We start from the raw sequence: 15,397 nt of genomic DNA, 5'->3' as shown, positions 1-15,397 counted from the left end.
TTCGCGGGAATGAACGGAGAGTATCCCCAGGTAATCACGAACCGACTCAATTCGCCTTCGAGAAGAAGCCGCGCAGCTTCGGACCATGCTCCGGGCTCTGCCGGATGATGCCGGCCCAACCGGCCTCATAGGCCTTGTCGAGGAAGAGCTTGGTGTTGGCGGCATCGAACTTGATCGCTTCGATGCCCGCTTTGGCCTGCTTCTCGGTATCCTCGGCGTTGAGCTTGGCGAACTCGGCGACGCCTTCCTTCTCGGCTTCTTCGCCCGCCTTCTGCAGAATAGCCTTCTGCTGCGGCGTCAGCTTGTCCCAGGTGGTCTTGTTGACCAGCGCCGAAACCTCCGCGGTGTAAAAGCCCGGATCGACGCGGTACTTGGTCTTCTCGTGCCAGCCGAGATCGAAGATGCCGGTGATCGGCCAGCCGTAACCGTCGACCACGCCGCGCTCCAGCGCGGTGTACACTTCGCCCGGCGCGGTCTGCACGACGGTCGCGCCCTGCGCCTGGAAGAAGTCGCGATAGACCGGCGTGATGCGCAGCTTGAGGCCAGCCATGTCGGGGCCGGTGATCTTCTTGTTCAGATAAAGATGAAACGGATTGTCGCCGACGAAGTTCGCCAGGAAGATCGCGTTCATCTTCTGCGCGTAGATGGCGGCCATGTAGTCGAAGCCGCCGTTCTTGCGCACTTCGGCCATCGGCACCTGCCGCAGCTTCCAGGCGTCCGCTTCCGGCATCACGTTCGTGTAGAAGGCGCCGGTGACGTTGGCGATATCGACCACGCCGTTCTTGAGCGCATTGCCCACCTCGAACGGCGGCATCGCCTTCGGCCCGCCGATGTAGTTGATGCGGATGATGCCCTTGCCCGTCTCATTCACGCGCTCGATGAAACGTTCAAAACCACGCGAATAAGTTGTCTTCTCGGCAAAGGACGTGACGGCCCGCAAGGTGACTTCCTGCGCGAGCGCGGCGCCCGACAGTCCGAATAAAGCAAGTGTGGTGAGCGCTGCGAGTTTGCGCATGGTTTCCCCTTCAGTGTTTGAATTTTTAGCGCGGCGAACCCACGCACAATTGGGCGAAAGTGTGGACTGCCAAGTATCGCAAGGTCAATCCCGCCCACATGAAATCCCGCCGCTGCGAACTATGTTTCCGACGGTGCCGGCGTCGGTCGATCACCCCGCCAGCATCTTCGCAACCATGAAGCCGGAGCCGGCGCCGACGCCAGCGCCCGGCCAGGTCGACGCGCCGCAAAGATAGAGACCGTCGACTGGGGTCTTGTAGCGCGACCAGCCGAACACCGGCCGGAAGACGAAATTCTGATCGAGGTGATGACTGCCCGAAAGATTGTCGCCGCCGATCAGATTCGGATTTTCACGCTCGATATCGAGCGGGGAGAAAACCGCGCCGCCGAGAATCTTGCCGGACAGGCCCGGCGCATAGCTTTCGAGCAATGCGAGCACGCGCGCGGCATAAAGCTCCTTGGCTTCGTCCCAATGGGTCGCGCCGATCTCGCCGGCGGCATCGCCGCGGATCGCGGCCGGCAGCACCCGCACCTGAACCCACAGCACATGGTTGCCTTCCGGCGCGCGTGAAGGATCGATGGCGGTCGGCTGGCCAACCACCAGCACCGGCTCACGCGGCAACAGGCCGGAGCACGCCTCCGTATAAGCGGAGGCCATGGCCTCGAAGCTTGGTGCGAGATGCACGTAAGCAAACTTCTTGAGCTGTTTGCCCGCCTTCCAATCCGGCAGGCTCGACAGCGCGAGATGGATCATCATCGTGCCCGGCCCGGCGCGGAAAGCCGCGACCTTGGCATCGAACGCGGTGCGCTCGGTATCGGCCGCCAGCAATCGGCCAAAGACGAGCTTGGGATGAGCGTTGGCGATGATCGCCCGCTTGGCCGAAAAAACCTCGCCGCCGGAAAGGCGCACCGACGTGGCACGGCCGCCCGAGGTTTCGATGCGTTCGACAGCGCGGCCGAGATGCAGTTCGCCTCCCAGCGACGTCAGGGTGCTCACCAGCGCATTGACGACGGTTGCCGCGCCGCCCTGCCCCAGCGCCATGCCGAAGCTCTGATTGGCCATCGATTCCAGATATGGAAACAGCGCGCCGCCGGCCACATCCGGGCCGAAGTCGAGATGCAGGCCCCAAGAGGCCATCATGACTTTCAGCTTTTCGTTCTCGAAATGCGCGTCGAGGAAATCGCGCGGCGACGAGAGGACGAGCCGCGCCAACGCGCCGATCCCGGCCATGCGCTTGGCGCGGTAGACGCCCCACAACGCTTTTACCGAGCCCCATGACGGCATCGGCGCCCCAAGCAGCGCGAAGATGTGCGGCGCGTCCTGCGCGAAGTCCGCGAACATCTTGCACCAAGCCTCGGCGTCGCGCGGCGACAAGGCCGCGATGCGCTTGGCCGTAGTCTCGAGATCGGTGCTTACGCCGAGCCACGTACCGTCGGCAAAAGCGCTGGAGAAGGTGTCGGTCGCACCGACAAGGCCGAGACCGTTCTCGATCAGCGTATCCTTATAGGCCGCAAAGAACGGCGAGCCGGCGAACATGCTCAGATTGGTGGCGAACAGGTCGTGCTTGAAGCCCGGCAGCGTGACTTCGCGCGTCTTGACCGCGCCGCCGGCCTCTTTGGCCTGCTCGACCACAGCCACTTTCCAGCCCTTGGCGGCCAGATGCACCGCGGCGGCAAGGCCATTATGGCCGGCGCCGACGACGATGGCGTCATAGGTGGTCATGCTCAGTCCCAGGTCCCCAGCTCGATAGCCGTCATTCCGGGACGATGCGGAGTATCGGACCCGGAATCCAGCAGCATTGTCGTTGACCGTGACCGGATTCCGGGTTCGCGCGCAAGCGCGCGCCCCGGAATGACCGTTATCTCTTCAAGACCACGCCCGCCTTCTCGCGATCCCACGTCGCCGCGGTCCGGCCACGCTCCCGCAACTTGAACTTCTGCACCTTGCCGTTTTCCGTGCGCGGCAGGCTGTCGACGAATTCCACAAACCGCGGGATGGCGAAGTACGACATCTTGCCTTCGCAGAAGCGAACCATCTCCTCCTCGGTGGCAGTGGCGCCGTCCTTGAGGATGATCGCCGCCATCACCTCGTCCTCGGCGAGGTCGGACGACACCGGGAATATCGCCGCGAGCGCGACCGCCGGATGGCGGATCAGCACCTGCTCGACCTCGAAGGACGAGATGTTCTCGCCGCGGCGGCGGATCGCGTCCTTCATGCGATCCATGAAACGGTAATAGCCGTCGGCATCGCGTACGACGCGATCGCCGGTGTGAAGCCAGAGATTGCGCCAGGCCTCGACCGTCTTCTCGGGCATGGCGAAGTAACCGGTGGCGAAGCCGAACGGATGATCGCAGCGCAAGATCAGTTCGCCCGGCGTGCCGTCCGGCACCTCCTCATCGTTGTCGTCGACGATGCGCGCTTCCATGCCCGGCACCAGTTTGCCCATGGTGCCCGGCTTCCGGTCGTCGACATAGGAAGCCATGATCAGGTTGCTCTCGGTCGAGCCGTAGCCGTCGAGCAGGACGACGCCGGTGCGCTCGGTGAACTCGGCGTGGTAGTTGCCGGGCACCCCGGGCGCCAGCGCGACGCGCACCTTGTGCGCCTTTTCCGCCGGCGACGGCGCGCGCGACAACAGCATCGGCACCATGGCGCCGAGCAGATACGTCACCGTCGCGCCGGATTTCTCCAGCGCCGGCCAGAAGCCGGACACGGAGAACTTCGGCTCGGCCACTTGCGTCGCGCCATGCAGCAGCGCCTGGAAGAAGCAGTTGAGCGCGTTGGTGTGAAACAACGGCAGCGGCGTGTGCAAGACGTCGCCCGCCCGCACGCCGAGCTGCCATCCGGTATAGAGAGCCCACCAGAAATATTGCGCGTGCGGACAGCAGACGCCTTTCGACAGGCCCGTGGTGCCGGATGTGTAGAGGATGGTGAAGAGATCGCCCGGCGCGATGGTCGCGGCCGGCGCGGCGACCGTTGCCGGCGGCAAGGCGTCGATCGGGATCGGCTTCGCGGCCGGCGCGGCCTTCGGCGTGCCGATCAGCCAAATGCGTTCGAGCGGCAAGGCCGAAAAGTCCAGACCTTCCAGCGCCTCGATAAACTCAGCATCGACGGCGAGGATCTTGGCGCCGGAATTGCCCAGCATGTGCTGAAGCTGGAAGCCGCGCGAGGCGGCGTTGATCGGCACCGACACCGCACCGATCCAGGCCGCGCCGAGCACGAGCTGCATGATCTCGGGCTTGTTGCCGCAGATGATCGCGACGCGGTCGCCGCGCGCGATGCCGTGCGCCGCGAGAAGGCCGCCGGTGCGCGCGGCGATATCGACCGTCTCGGCATAGGTCCAGCGCGTTTCACCGCAGGCGAACAATGTCCGGTCGCCGTACTGCGCCGCCTGCATGCGCAGCATGTCAGGCACGTTGCGGCGCTCCGGCGGAAACGCCTTGGTCAGCGTCAGATCGAGCTCGCGAGTCTGCAACATGAGCTACTTCGAGGCGATGAGGGCGAGAACACGAAGCGGGCTGCCGGAGCCCTGCTTGATCTTCAACGGCGCGGCGACGACGACGGCGCCCTTGGCCGGCAGCTGATCGAGGTTGGTCAGGCACTGCAGGCCATACCGGCCCTTGCCGTGCATGAAGAAATGCGCCGGGAACGGCGGATTGAACAGATGCGCCTGTCCCGCATCCGTACCGATGGTCTCGGTGCCGAAGCCGAGCACGTCACGTTCCTCGACCAGCCACTTCACCGCCTCGGCGGCGGGGCCCGGCGTGTGCGCCCCATCCTCCTTTAGATTGGCGTAGGCCTTGTAATCGCGCTTCGACCAGTCGGTGCGCAGGAAGACCCAACTGCCCGCCTCGATGCGGCCGTGCTGCTTCTCCCAGGATTCGATACGCTCCACAGTCAGCAGGAAATCGGGATCGGCCGTCGAGTCGGCCGAGCAGTCGATCACGCAGACCGGCGCGATGAACTTCTCCGGCGCAATGGTGTCGACGGCGTTGTTCGGCAGATCCTTGCCGGACACCCAATGGATCGGCGCGTCGAAATGCGTGCCGGTGTGCTCGCCGACGGTGAAGTTGTTCCAGTACCAAGCCGGGCCGCGCTCGTCGTAACGCGAAATCTCCTCCAGGCGGAACGGCGCGCATTGGCCGAACTCGGGCGGCAGCGCGATGATCGGAAATTCCGGAGAGAGCGTCTGCGTCAGATCGACGACGCGGATCGCACCGGACGACACCGCTTTGGCAAAGGAGAGAAGATCGGGAGCACTCATCTGACAGTCCTTATTCGCCGAGCTCGCGCTCGAGCGCCTTGGGATTAACGGCGAGCCGCGCGCGGATATCTTGCGCGACGTCACCGACGAAAACATCTTCCGTGCCCTTGCGCAGGGCGTCGATCACCGCCTTGGCGAGCGCTGACGGCGCGACCTTCGGTGGCGGCACGGTCTGGTACCATTCGGTCTCGAGCGGACCGGCAAAAGCATTGACCACCTTCACACCGCCCCCGCGCAGTTCGGCCCGCAGGCTTTGCCCCGCCGACAGGCACGCGGCTTCCACGGCCGAGAAGACGCCGTAAGCGGGCCAGGCGGCCAGCGCATGCACCGACAACAGATTGACGAAAGCGGCGGCCGAGTTGACGCCATCGGCGCCGCGCATGCGCAGCACCGGCCCGAACGCCTGCGCGAGACGCAGCAGGCCGAAATAGCGCAGCTCCATCGCGTCGCGCGCGTCGCTCAGACCGTGACCCACGACTCCGCCGGCGCGGACATGCTCCGCGGTGTTGACGACGATATCGACACGGCCGCCGATCTGCTGCGCCAGTTCCGTCACCGAATTGCTGTCGGTGAGATCGAGCGGCACGATTTCGACGCCTGCGAGCGCGCGCAGCTTGTCCTCACCGGGAAACGGCTTCCAGCTGTTGTCGATGCCGACGAAGACGAGCGACGCGCCGGCATCGACCAGCGCCTTCGCCAGCGCCTGCCCGAGCGGCCCGCGGCCGTCGGTGACGAGCGCGCGCCGGAATTTGGGATCGCAGGTCATTTCACGTAACGCCGGATCGTCGGCCATGTTGGGTGTGTCCTCCTGCGGCAGCGCGAACATCACCGGCGCGCCGCCGCGGTCGAGCTTGAGATCGAGACGCACGCGCGCCTTCGGCATCACGTCGCCGTGCAGATACGCGACCGCGGTCGGACCGGCATCGAGCTTGACGAGGCCAATGCGGCGCGGCGGCCGTTCGCGGAAATAAGGCTCCGGCGAAATGTGCACCGTCGTCTCGCTGAGCACCGTGCCGTTCCGGTCGACATCCTTGAACGGCAGCTTCGGCGACAGACACGACGGACAGGCTTCGCGCGGCGGATAGGCGACCGTGCCGCATTCGCCGCACACCTGAAGCATGAAGCGGCCCTCGGCCGCTGCGGCGGTGAGGCCCTGCGCCGTGCGGCTGCGCGCTTGCGGCGGCAGCAGCGGCGCGCGGGTGCGCGCCAGCGGGTTCTTGCGTTTGGGCCGGGCCAGCGGTTCGGTCATGTCGGCCTCGCCAGGATCGCCGCGGCCGATGACAGGCCGCGGTCGTAATTGATCATGCCGAAGCCGGAGACGAGGCCGAGCTTCGCATTGGGCACCTGCGCGCCCAGCGCCGCGCCGGTCAGTTGCCGGATGGCTTCGACCACGCCGAGATGACCGCCGGCGGCACCCGCCTGCCCGACCGACAACTGGCCGCCGGAGGTGTTGTGCGGAAAGTCGCCGTCATTGGTGAAAGAGTGGCTGCGCACGAAATCCGGGCCCTCGCCTTTCTTGCAGAAGCCCAGATCCTCGAACTGCATCATCGAGATCACAGGATAGTCGTCGTAAGTCTCGACGAAATCGATATCGGTCGGCTTCACCCCGGCCATCGCCCACAGCTCGTCGATATCCACCACCCAACCGCCGCGCACCTGAACGGGATCGTCGCCGAATGCGTTGTGGCGTTCGATGGTGGACAGCAGACGAACCCAAGGCAGGCCAAGCGACTGGGCGGTTTCCTCGCGGCACACCAGAAACGCTTCCGCCCCGGCGCACGGCATCACGCAATCGAACAGATGGATCGGATCGGCGATCGGTCGCGCCCCCATATAGGCGTCCAGGGTCAGCGGCGACTTCATCAGCGCGTACGGATAGGACAACGCATTCTCGCGCTGCGCCACGCAGATCTTGCCGAAGTCCTCGCGCTTGGCGCCGTACGTGTCCATGTAATTGCGGGCGATCATCGCGAAGCTCGCATTGGCGCCGCCGGCGGCATACGGATAAACCGCGTCCTGCGCGAAGCGCGAGAAATGCGCGAGCGTCTTGCGGAAGCTGTCGACGTGGTTGGTGTCGCCGGCCACGCAGGCGACGATATCCGCGTCACCGGCCTGCACGGCTCGCGCGGCGCGGCGCAATGACACGACAGCGGCAGCGCCACCCAACGGCACGCTGTCCAGCCAACGCGGCGACAGACCGAAATGCTGCGTCAAGCCGATGGCGCTATCCGGCGCCAGCGTGAAGCTGGATATCGACAGGCCATCGATATCCTTCACGCTCAGACCCGAACCTTTGACAAGCGCCCGCAACGCACGGCCGATCCACCACTGGGCGCTGTTGGTCGAATAGCGCCGATACGGAACGGTCACCGGCAGGCACAAGACCACGCCGTCATAAGCTTTGCGGGTGCCCCGGCCCACCGTCATTTCATGCGTCCTCGGCTGCTCCGCGCAAGGTATCGAAGCGGCCGTCGAGATAAACGAGCGGCACGATGCGCTCGCGCCATAGCTCGATCGCGGTCACGCGCCCGATGAACACGGTATGCGAGTCGACGTCGATCTTCTGCATCACCTCGCAATCGAAGCTCGCGAGCGAGCCAATCAGCGCCGGCGCCGCTGTGACCAGCGTCGTCCATTCGCGTCCGTCGAAGCGGGTCGCGCGCTCCGTCGCCGACGAAAAGCGGCGTGCCAGATCGTCGTCGGTTTCGGCCAGCAGATTGACGCAGAAGAAGCCGGCGCGCCCGATGATGGCGTGCGTCGTAGCGGTGCGATTGACGCAAACCAGCAGCGTCGGCGGATCGGCCGACACCGAGCAAACCGACGTCGCCGCCATGCCGTGGCGCTCGCCGTTCTCGGCGGTGGTGATGATCGATACGCCGGAGGCCAGCCGCCGCATGCCGCGCTTGAAGAGATTGCTGTCGAGGCTCACCGGTAGCCTCCCCGGAAGAACAGCAGCGGCTCGCCATCGGGTCGACCGACGTAATCGACCAGCCGGCCGATGGCGATGATGGTGTTGTGGCGCTCGATCGTCTCCTCAAGCACGCAGTCGAGCGCACCGATGGCGTCGTTGAAGACTGGCGCGCCGGTGGTGAGCGTGCCCCACGCCCCCGGCGCAAAGCGATCGGCGCCACGTTTGTCGGTCTTGCCGCCGAACATGTCGGATACCGCCTCGGCGCCACGCGGCAGGTAATTGATGGCGAAGTGCTTGCCCTGCTCGACAGCGGCCAACGTCGAGGTCCGCTTGTCGATGCTCACCATCAGCATCGGCGGATCGGCACACAGATGCGTGGCCGATAGCGCGAGGAAGCCGGACGGCCCCTCCGCGCCCTGCGCCGTCACCACGGCGACCGCCGAGGCGCGCACCCCGATGGCGCGCCAGAACGTCTTCACATCAATGGTCTTCGTGCCCGAGCCGGGCTTCGGCGCGTCGTCAGTCATGGCTCTCCCCATCGTCGGCGCGGTTGGGCGCCCGAGACCGGTTCCACCGCTTGACGGTGCGGGCCCGGCGGATATGATGGAAACAGTATACTGTCGACGGTCGACAGAGCAACAGTCCTGCCGCCCGATTTACAGCCTGGAGAACCCCGCCGATGTCGGCTGCCGCCCCGGACCTGCAACGTGCGCCCTCGTTGGCGGAGCAGATCTATCAGCGGCTGCGTTTCCAGGCCCGTGCCGGCGCCTTCGAGCCGGGCGAGCGGCTCGTTGAATCGAACTTGGCGACGCAACTCGCGGTGTCGCGCTCGCCCGTGCGGGAAGCCTTGAGCCGGCTGACCGCCGACGGCCTGCTGGAGATGCGCAGCGGCGGCTTCTACGTTGCGATGCCGACGCCGCGGGACATGGCCGAGATCTTCGAGATGCGAAGGTTGCTCGAGCCGACGGCGGCGCGTCAGGTCGCGCGCGAAAAATCGGCTGAGCTGGTCGTTGAACTGACGGCCGCGTTCGACCGCACGCGCGCCGCCAACGAAGGCGGCGACTTCGCCACCTTCACCGACGCGAATTACAGTTTCCGCGCCCTGTGGGTCGCGCGCGTCGCCAATCGGCGTCTGCGCGAAACCATTCTGCGCTTCGACGATCAGGCTGGATTCGTCCGCCGTACGACCTTGATCCGCGCCGACGCCCGCATCGAGGTGATCGCGCTGCTCCAGGATTTCATCACCGCTTTCAAGACCGGCGACGAGGACATCGCCACCAAAGCCACGAACGCGTTCATCGACGGCGCCGAGCGGCATTACCGCGACGTCGCGCACTCCTTCTCGTAACTCCCGACCAGCACAGGCATCACGACCATGACCAATCCCATGCGCGGCCCGAACAAATTCAAGCTCGGCCTCTTCTCGATGAATTGCGACGGCGGCCTGGCGCTGACCAAGGTGCCGGAGCGCTGGCCGGCGACCTGGCCCGATATCGTCGCGGCCGCGCAGATGGCCGACAAGGCCGGGCTCGAATTCATCCTGCCGATCGCGCGCTGGAAGGGCTTCGGCGGTGAAATGAACAGCCGCGAATGGGCGTTCGAGACCTTCTCCTTCGCCTCCGGCCTGTCCGGCGTCACGCAGAACATCGCACTGTTCGCGACCGTGCACGTGCCGATGGTGCATCCTGTGTTCGCGGCGAAGGCGCTCACCACGCTCGATCACGCCTCCAACGGCCGCGCCGGCTTCAACATCGTCTGCGGCTGGAATCCTGAAGAATTCGGCATGTTCGGCCTGCCGATGATCGAGAACCGCTACGACCAGGGGCTCGAATGGTTCGAGATCATCCAGAAGATCTACACCGCGCCTGAACCGTTCGATTACGACGGCCAGTTCTACAAGCTCAAGGCCGTGTCGGGCAAACCGGCGCCGATCCAGACGCCGCGGCCGATCACGCTCAACGCCGCCTTCTCCCCGCCGGGCCGCGAATTCGCCGCCAAGGCCGCCGACTATCTGTTCACGACCTTCGTCGAGATCGAGAAAGGCCGCGAACACATCGATGACATGAAGAAGCGCGCCGCCGTGACGGGCCGCGATGTCGGCGTGTTCACCACCTGCTCGGTCGTCTGCCGGCCGAGCCAGGCGGAAGCCGAGGACTACTTCGAACATTACGCGGTGACGATGGCCGACACGGAAAGCGTCGATCATTACATGGGGCAGAAGGAGAAGTTCTCCGGCTCGCACGAGCCCGAGGCCTACCGTTTGCACCGCAAGCGCTTCGCGGGCGGCGCGGGCGGCTATCCGCTGGTCGGCACGCCGGAGCACATCGCCTCCGAAATGGTGAAGATGAGCAAGGTCGGCTTTGCCGGCACGGCCCTGTCCTTCGTCAACTACAAGAACGAACTGCCCTACTTCATCAGCCATGTGCTGCCGCTGTTGCGCGAGGCTGGGTTGCGGCAGGCCTGATCGCGATCACCGTTTTGCCGCGCGCGTGCCCCTGCTCCGACAGGCGGTGCGCCGCGGCGAAATCGGAGAACGGCAACACGTGCTCGACGACCGGCTTGAGCCGGCCCGCCTCGACGAGCGCCAGCAACGCCGCCAGCGCCTGAGGATCGGGCAGCACCTGCGCCATCTTCACCGACACGCCGTATTCGGTGCCGCGATCTTCATAGGGTTCGGCCGAAAGGCACACCAATGTGCCGCCCTTGCGCAGGACGGCATAGCTGCGCCGGTGCACATCGCCGCCCATCGTGTCGAACACCACGTCCAACCCTGAGACGCGATTCTCGAATTTCTCGGTGTCGTAAGGGATGACGACATTGGCCCCGAGCGCACGCACGTAATCCGCGTTGCGCGCCGAGCACGTGGCGAACACCTCGGCGCCGCGGGCCCGCGCGATCTGCACCGCCAAGGTGCCGACGCCGCCGGCCGCCGCATGGATCAGCACGCGCGTGCCGGGACCGATCCCGGCTGCCGTGACCAGCGCCGCCCAGGCGCTCAGGCCGGCCAGAGGCAACGCGGCGGCGTCCGTGAACGACAGGCTGTCCGGAATCTTCACCGCCAGCGGTGCCGGCAGGACGATCTGCTCGGCCCAGGCACCGACGCCGCGCGCGGCGAGGAAACAGATGCGCTCGCCGACGCGTGCCGGATCGACACCCTCGCCCACGGCGCTGATGACGCCCGCGCCGTCGCGGCCGGTGATCATCGGCAGCTTGGCGGGGAACACGCCTTTCAGCATGCCCGACCGAATCTTCCAGTCGATCGGGTTGATGCTGCCGGCATACACATCGATCAACACCTCACCGGCGGCCGGCACCGGCGCCGGAATGCGCTTGGCCTGCAGCACGTCGGCCGAGCCGTAGTCGGAGAATTGGATCGCGAGAATGTCAGGCATTGGCGGCCATTGCTTGTTGCCGCGTGCTCTCACCCTCGACGGGTTGCGGCTTCCAGATTGCGGAGGGATCGTCCGGCGGCACCGCCGCCAGAAGCGTGCGCGTGTAAGCATGCTGCGGATCGGCGAACACCTCCGCCGTCGGACCACTCTCGACCACTTCACCGCGATACATCACCAGCACGCGATCGCAGAGATAGCGAACGACGGACAGATCGTGCGAGATGAACAACATCGAGAAGTGCCGCTCGCGCCGCAGGCGCAGCAGCAGATTGAGCAGTTGTGCCTGGACGGAGACGTCAAGACCGGACACGATCTCGTCCGCGACCAGGATATTCGGCGCGACGCACAGCGCGCGGGCGATGTTGACGCGCTGCTTCTGCCCGCCCGAGAGCTGCGATGGAAACCGGGTCGCCGCTTCCGGCGGCAGGCCGATCTCGGACAACAAGGCTTCGGCGCGCGCCAGCCGCTCTTGCCAATCGCCCTCGCCCACGGCCTCCATTGCCTGCGTGACGATGCTTGCCACCTTGCGACGCGGATTGAGCGCCGATTGAGGATCCTGAAATGCCAACTGCACATGGGCGCGCTGATGCGCCTGCGCGGCCTTGCTGCCGTCGGTCACATCGCGGCCGGCGATCGTGAGAGCACCCGCCGTCGGCATCTCGAGCCCGCACATCATGCGCGCGACCGTGCTCTTGCCGCTACCGCTTTCGCCGACGATGCCGATGAACTCGTTCTGATGCAGCGTGAAGCTGACATCCTTGACGGCGGCGAAGTCGCTGTGACGGAAGAAACCGCTGGAGGTGCGGAAGATCTTGGTCAACCCCTCCGCCTTCAAGAGCGGCTCGCCCATCATCGGCGCGCCGACATCGACCAAAGCCGGCGCGGCAATGGTCGGCGTCGTCTCGCTGCGCAGGCAGGCGGCGAGATGGCCCTTATCGGCTTCGACATAAGGCGGCCGGGCCGTCGTGCACGCCTCCATCACGACGGGACAGCGCGGCGCGAACAGACAACCATTGATGCCCTTGAGCGTGCTCAAACCTGGCATGCGCTCCGGCAACGCATAGAGCCCGCGCCCGGCCCCGCTCATCGACGGATTGGAAAGCTGCAGGCAGCGCGTATAGGGGTGCGCCGGCCTGGCAAAGACTTCGCGGGCCGGACCGTATTCGACCGGCCGCCCGGCATAGAGCACCATGATGTGATCGCAGATCTGCGCCGCGAGGCGCAGGTCGTGGGTGATGAAGACGACGCTCGTGCCCTCGTTCTGCTGCATCTCGGCGATGAGCTGAACGATGCGCGCCTGAATGGTGACATCGAGCGCGGTGGTCGGCTCATCGGCGATCAGCAGCTTCGGCTTGCTGGCGAAAGCCATGGCGATCAGCACGCGCTGGCACATGCCGCCCGAAAGCTGATGCGGATATTTGGCCAGCAGCTCCGCCGGCCGCGACAGATGCACCGCCGCGAGCATGTCGATGGCGCGCGCGCGGCGCTGCCGGCGGCTGCCGACCCTCAGCCGCGCCAGATGCTCGTCGATCTGCTGGCCGATGGTCAGCACTGGGTTGAGACCGGAGAGCGGCTCCTGCGGCACGAAGGCGATCTCACGGCCGAGCAGTTCGCGCCGGCTTTCGGCCGGCATGCGCACGAGGTCCTGGCCGTCGAACATCAGCTCGCCGCCCGAAACCGCAAAGCCCGACGGCAGAAGCTGCGCGACGGTGCGGCCGATCATCGACTTGCCGGCGCCGGATTCGCCGACGAGACCGAGGATTTTCCCCGCCGGCAGCGAGAAGTTCAGCTCCTGGATCACCGGCACGGTGCCGCCCAGAAGGGCGGCGCTGACGGCGAGGTCTTTGGCGATCAACATGTCCATCGTCACACCCGCTGCGTCGCCGTTACGCGCACGTCGAGGGTGCGGCGCAGGCCGTCACCGAGCATGTTGAAGCCGAACACCGCGAAGAAAATGGCCAGGATCGGGAAGATGAGGTTCCAGGGATTGTCATAGATGTATTGCCGCGAGTCCGCGATCATTTGGCCCCACGCGGGCGTGTCCGCCGATACGCTCATGCCGACGAAAGAAAGAATAGCCTCGACGATCACCGCGATGCCCATTTCCAGGCTGACCAGCGTGATCAGCAGCGGCAATGTCGCCGGCACAATCTCGCGCGTGATCGTGCGCCAATGCGAGAAGCCGAGAAGACGCGCGGCGGATATGTAATCGCGGCGGGCGACGACCATCACCTCGGCGCGCAGCACGCGGCAGAATCGCGTCCAGTCCACCACGATGATGGCGAGGATGACATTGCGCAGGCCGACGCCGAGGCCAACCATGAGAATGAGCGACAGCACGACCGGTGGAAACGACATCCAGACATCGACCGCGCGGCTGATCAATGCGTCGATGCGGCCGCCGAAATAACCGGCGATGTAGGCCAATACGGCCCCGAGCAGCATGGCGCCAAACGACGCAAAGACCGCGACCGTCATCGCGACGCGCGCGCCATAGATGAGCCGCGAGAGCACGTCGCGGCCGAGACTGTCGGTGCCGAGCAGATGCGCGGCATCCCCACCCGCCGTCCACACCGGCGGCAGCAAGGTCGCGATCAAGTCCTGGTCGTTGGGATCGTGCGGCGCCAGATACGGCGCGAACAGCGCGCAAATGCAGATGACGATGATGATCGCGAGGCCGGCGATGACGCGGGCGGAACGCAGCCAGGGCGGCAGGTGCATCATCACCGGATCCTCAGCTTCGGATTCAACACGAGATAGAACGTGTCGACCACGGTGTTGATGATGAGCACGACGAGACAGTAAGCGAGCCCGACCGCCTGGATGATCGGCAGGTCGGCATTGCGCACGGCATCGACCATGAGGTTGCCGAGGCCGGGATAGGAGTAGATCACTTCGACAAGCAGCGTGCCGCCGAACAGGAAGCCGAACTGCACGCCCATCAGGCTCAAGGTGGGCAGGATCGCGTTCTTGAGCGCATGGCGCACAAGAATGCGCCGCTCGGACAGGCCGCGCAGGCGGGCGAGATGGATGTAGTCTTCCTGATAGACGTCGATCAGGCTCGAGCGCAACACGCGCATGATCGTCGGCGAAAAGGCGATACCGAGCGCGAAACACGGCAGGATCATGTGCTGCAACGCGCTCCAGAAGACGTCCGGTCGGCCGGCGGTGAGCGAATCGAACAGCAGGAAGCCGGTGCCCGTCGGCATGCGCATGTCCGGGTCGATACGACCGGTGAACGGCAGCGCCTGCAAGGCAACGCCGAACAGCAGGATGAAGAACAAGCTCCAGAGAAATTCCGGAATCGACAGCAGGAAGATCGAACCGAAATCCAGCGCCGGCTCCTTGCGCGTGCCACGCACGTGAAACAACACGAGACCGCCGACGATGCCGAGGATCGAGGCGATGATCATCGACAGCACGGCCAGCTCGATCGTCGCCGGCAAAGTGTCGAGCACGAGGCCGAGCACGCCACGGCGGAAATGAATCGAGGTGCCGAAATCGCCGTGCAGGACCTGCGACAGCCAGATCAGATATTGCTGCGGCAGCGGCTGATCGAGCCCCATCTCGCGGCGCTTGGCCTCGATCTCCGCGATGGTCGCTGTTGGCGGCATCGACATCGCCGCCGGATCGACCGGCAGCACATGCAGCACCAGGAACAACAGCAGCGACACGATCAGCAGGATGAAGACCGAGACCGCTAGCCGCCGCCCGATCAACGGGACGATCGAAGAAAACATCCGGGGAGCCTATTCATCGGGACCGTCGCGCCCCCTCTTCCGGCCGCGCCCGCGCGCGGCCGAGACCTGAATGTCCTC

Annotated in this window: 14 protein-coding genes; 2 read left to right on the top strand and 12 right to left on the bottom strand. The window is 65.5% G+C overall.

Features of this window, described 5'->3' with window-relative positions:
• Positions 1-46 precede the first annotated feature (46 nt).
• The 8 genes from dctP to DW352_RS04965 all read right to left on the bottom strand — a co-directional run bounded on the left by dctP (position 47) and on the right by DW352_RS04965 (position 8,714).
• Positions 47-1,015: a TRAP transporter substrate-binding protein DctP gene (dctP, locus tag DW352_RS05000; RefSeq protein ID WP_115689093.1), complete on the bottom strand. Its 969-nt coding sequence runs from the start codon at positions 1,013-1,015 to the stop codon at positions 47-49.
• 150 nt (positions 1,016-1,165) lie between these two features.
• Entirely contained in the window at positions 1,166-2,737 is a 1,572-nt protein-coding gene (locus tag DW352_RS04995; RefSeq protein ID WP_115689091.1) for a phytoene desaturase family protein, read from the bottom strand.
• A 136-nt stretch (positions 2,738-2,873) separates the two neighbouring features.
• Positions 2,874-4,490: an ATP-dependent acyl-CoA ligase gene (locus DW352_RS04990; RefSeq protein WP_115689089.1), complete on the bottom strand. Its 1,617-nt coding sequence runs from the start codon at positions 4,488-4,490 to the stop codon at positions 2,874-2,876.
• Between the two features lie 3 nt (positions 4,491-4,493).
• Complete coding sequence (locus DW352_RS04985; protein ID WP_115689087.1) at positions 4,494-5,276, bottom strand: cyclase family protein; 783 nt, start codon at positions 5,274-5,276, stop codon at positions 4,494-4,496.
• 10 nt (positions 5,277-5,286) lie between these two features.
• Complete coding sequence (locus tag DW352_RS04980; RefSeq protein ID WP_115689085.1) at positions 5,287-6,525, bottom strand: SDR family oxidoreductase; 1,239 nt, start codon at positions 6,523-6,525, stop codon at positions 5,287-5,289.
• Positions 6,522-7,703, bottom strand: a complete 1,182-nt coding sequence (locus tag DW352_RS04975) for a thiolase family protein (RefSeq protein WP_115689083.1) — start codon at positions 7,701-7,703, stop codon at positions 6,522-6,524. Before DW352_RS04975 ends, DW352_RS04980 begins: the two co-directional genes overlap by 4 nt.
• Before the next feature lies 1 nt (position 7,704).
• On the bottom strand, positions 7,705-8,205 hold the full coding sequence (locus DW352_RS04970) for a flavin reductase family protein (protein ID WP_245434323.1): 501 nt from the start codon (positions 8,203-8,205) through the stop codon (positions 7,705-7,707).
• Complete coding sequence (locus DW352_RS04965) at positions 8,202-8,714, bottom strand: flavin reductase family protein (protein ID WP_115689081.1); 513 nt, start codon at positions 8,712-8,714, stop codon at positions 8,202-8,204. Before DW352_RS04965 ends, DW352_RS04970 begins: the two co-directional genes overlap by 4 nt.
• Before the next feature lie 152 nt (positions 8,715-8,866).
• Here DW352_RS04965 and DW352_RS04960 point away from each other — a divergent pair, with 152 nt between their 5' ends.
• Positions 8,867-9,535 carry a GntR family transcriptional regulator gene (locus DW352_RS04960; RefSeq protein ID WP_115689079.1) on the top strand — a complete coding sequence of 223 codons (669 nt, stop codon included), beginning with the start codon at positions 8,867-8,869 and terminating at the stop codon, positions 9,533-9,535.
• Between the two features lie 27 nt (positions 9,536-9,562).
• Positions 9,563-10,651 carry an LLM class flavin-dependent oxidoreductase gene (locus tag DW352_RS04955; RefSeq protein WP_115689077.1) on the top strand — a complete coding sequence of 363 codons (1,089 nt, stop codon included), beginning with the start codon at positions 9,563-9,565 and terminating at the stop codon, positions 10,649-10,651.
• Here the strand turns inward: DW352_RS04955 and DW352_RS04950 are convergent.
• Genes DW352_RS04950 through DW352_RS04935 form a run of 4 tightly spaced genes read right to left on the bottom strand, consistent with a single transcriptional unit; the run spans position 10,602 to position 15,319 of the window.
• Entirely contained in the window at positions 10,602-11,579 is a 978-nt protein-coding gene (locus DW352_RS04950) for an NADP-dependent oxidoreductase (protein WP_162826781.1), read from the bottom strand. The genes DW352_RS04955 and DW352_RS04950 overlap by 50 nt on opposite strands.
• Positions 11,572-13,443, bottom strand: a complete 1,872-nt coding sequence (locus tag DW352_RS04945; RefSeq protein WP_210209932.1) for a dipeptide ABC transporter ATP-binding protein — start codon at positions 13,441-13,443, stop codon at positions 11,572-11,574. The genes DW352_RS04950 and DW352_RS04945 overlap by 8 nt, the downstream gene beginning before the upstream one ends.
• A gap of 2 nt (positions 13,444-13,445) precedes the next feature.
• The gene (locus DW352_RS04940) at positions 13,446-14,303 is read right to left on the bottom strand and encodes an ABC transporter permease (RefSeq protein ID WP_115689073.1); all 858 of its coding nucleotides are present in this window, start codon (positions 14,301-14,303) and stop codon (positions 13,446-13,448) included.
• Entirely contained in the window at positions 14,303-15,319 is a 1,017-nt protein-coding gene (locus DW352_RS04935; RefSeq protein WP_115689071.1) for an ABC transporter permease, read from the bottom strand. Before DW352_RS04935 ends, DW352_RS04940 begins: the two co-directional genes overlap by 1 nt.
• Positions 15,320-15,397: the final 78 nt, after the last annotated feature.

Origin of the sequence: Pseudolabrys taiwanensis (genome assembly GCF_003367395.1) — a bacterium.
GTDB lineage: Bacteria > Pseudomonadota > Alphaproteobacteria > Rhizobiales > Xanthobacteraceae > Pseudolabrys > Pseudolabrys taiwanensis.
This window is presented reverse-complemented; position numbering and strand designations above follow the sequence as displayed.

Bases quoted from the DNA above. Each gene is read 5' to 3' on its own strand.
- DW352_RS04990 (WP_115689089.1), bottom strand. From the start codon at position 4,490: ATGTTGCAGACTCGCGAGCTCGATCTGACGCTGACCAAGGCGTTTCCG.
- DW352_RS04960 (WP_115689079.1), top strand. From the start codon at position 8,867: ATGTCGGCTGCCGCCCCGGACCTGCAACGTGCGCCCTCGTTGGCGGAG.
- DW352_RS04965 (WP_115689081.1), bottom strand. From the start codon at position 8,714: ATGACTGACGACGCGCCGAAGCCCGGCTCGGGCACGAAGACCATTGAT.
- DW352_RS04950 (WP_162826781.1), bottom strand. From the start codon at position 11,579: ATGCCTGACATTCTCGCGATCCAATTCTCCGACTACGGCTCGGCCGAC.
- dctP (WP_115689093.1), bottom strand. From the start codon at position 1,015: ATGCGCAAACTCGCAGCGCTCACCACACTTGCTTTATTCGGACTGTCG.
- DW352_RS04955 (WP_115689077.1), top strand. From the start codon at position 9,563: ATGACCAATCCCATGCGCGGCCCGAACAAATTCAAGCTCGGCCTCTTC.
- DW352_RS04940 (WP_115689073.1), bottom strand. From the start codon at position 14,303: ATGATGCACCTGCCGCCCTGGCTGCGTTCCGCCCGCGTCATCGCCGGC.
- DW352_RS04945 (WP_210209932.1), bottom strand. From the start codon at position 13,443: ATGGACATGTTGATCGCCAAAGACCTCGCCGTCAGCGCCGCCCTTCTG.
- DW352_RS04935 (WP_115689071.1), bottom strand. From the start codon at position 15,319: ATGTTTTCTTCGATCGTCCCGTTGATCGGGCGGCGGCTAGCGGTCTCG.
- DW352_RS04995 (WP_115689091.1), bottom strand. From the start codon at position 2,737: ATGACCACCTATGACGCCATCGTCGTCGGCGCCGGCCATAATGGCCTT.
- DW352_RS04980 (WP_115689085.1), bottom strand. From the start codon at position 6,525: ATGACCGAACCGCTGGCCCGGCCCAAACGCAAGAACCCGCTGGCGCGC.
- DW352_RS04975 (WP_115689083.1), bottom strand. From the start codon at position 7,703: ATGACGGTGGGCCGGGGCACCCGCAAAGCTTATGACGGCGTGGTCTTG.
- DW352_RS04985 (WP_115689087.1), bottom strand. From the start codon at position 5,276: ATGAGTGCTCCCGATCTTCTCTCCTTTGCCAAAGCGGTGTCGTCCGGT.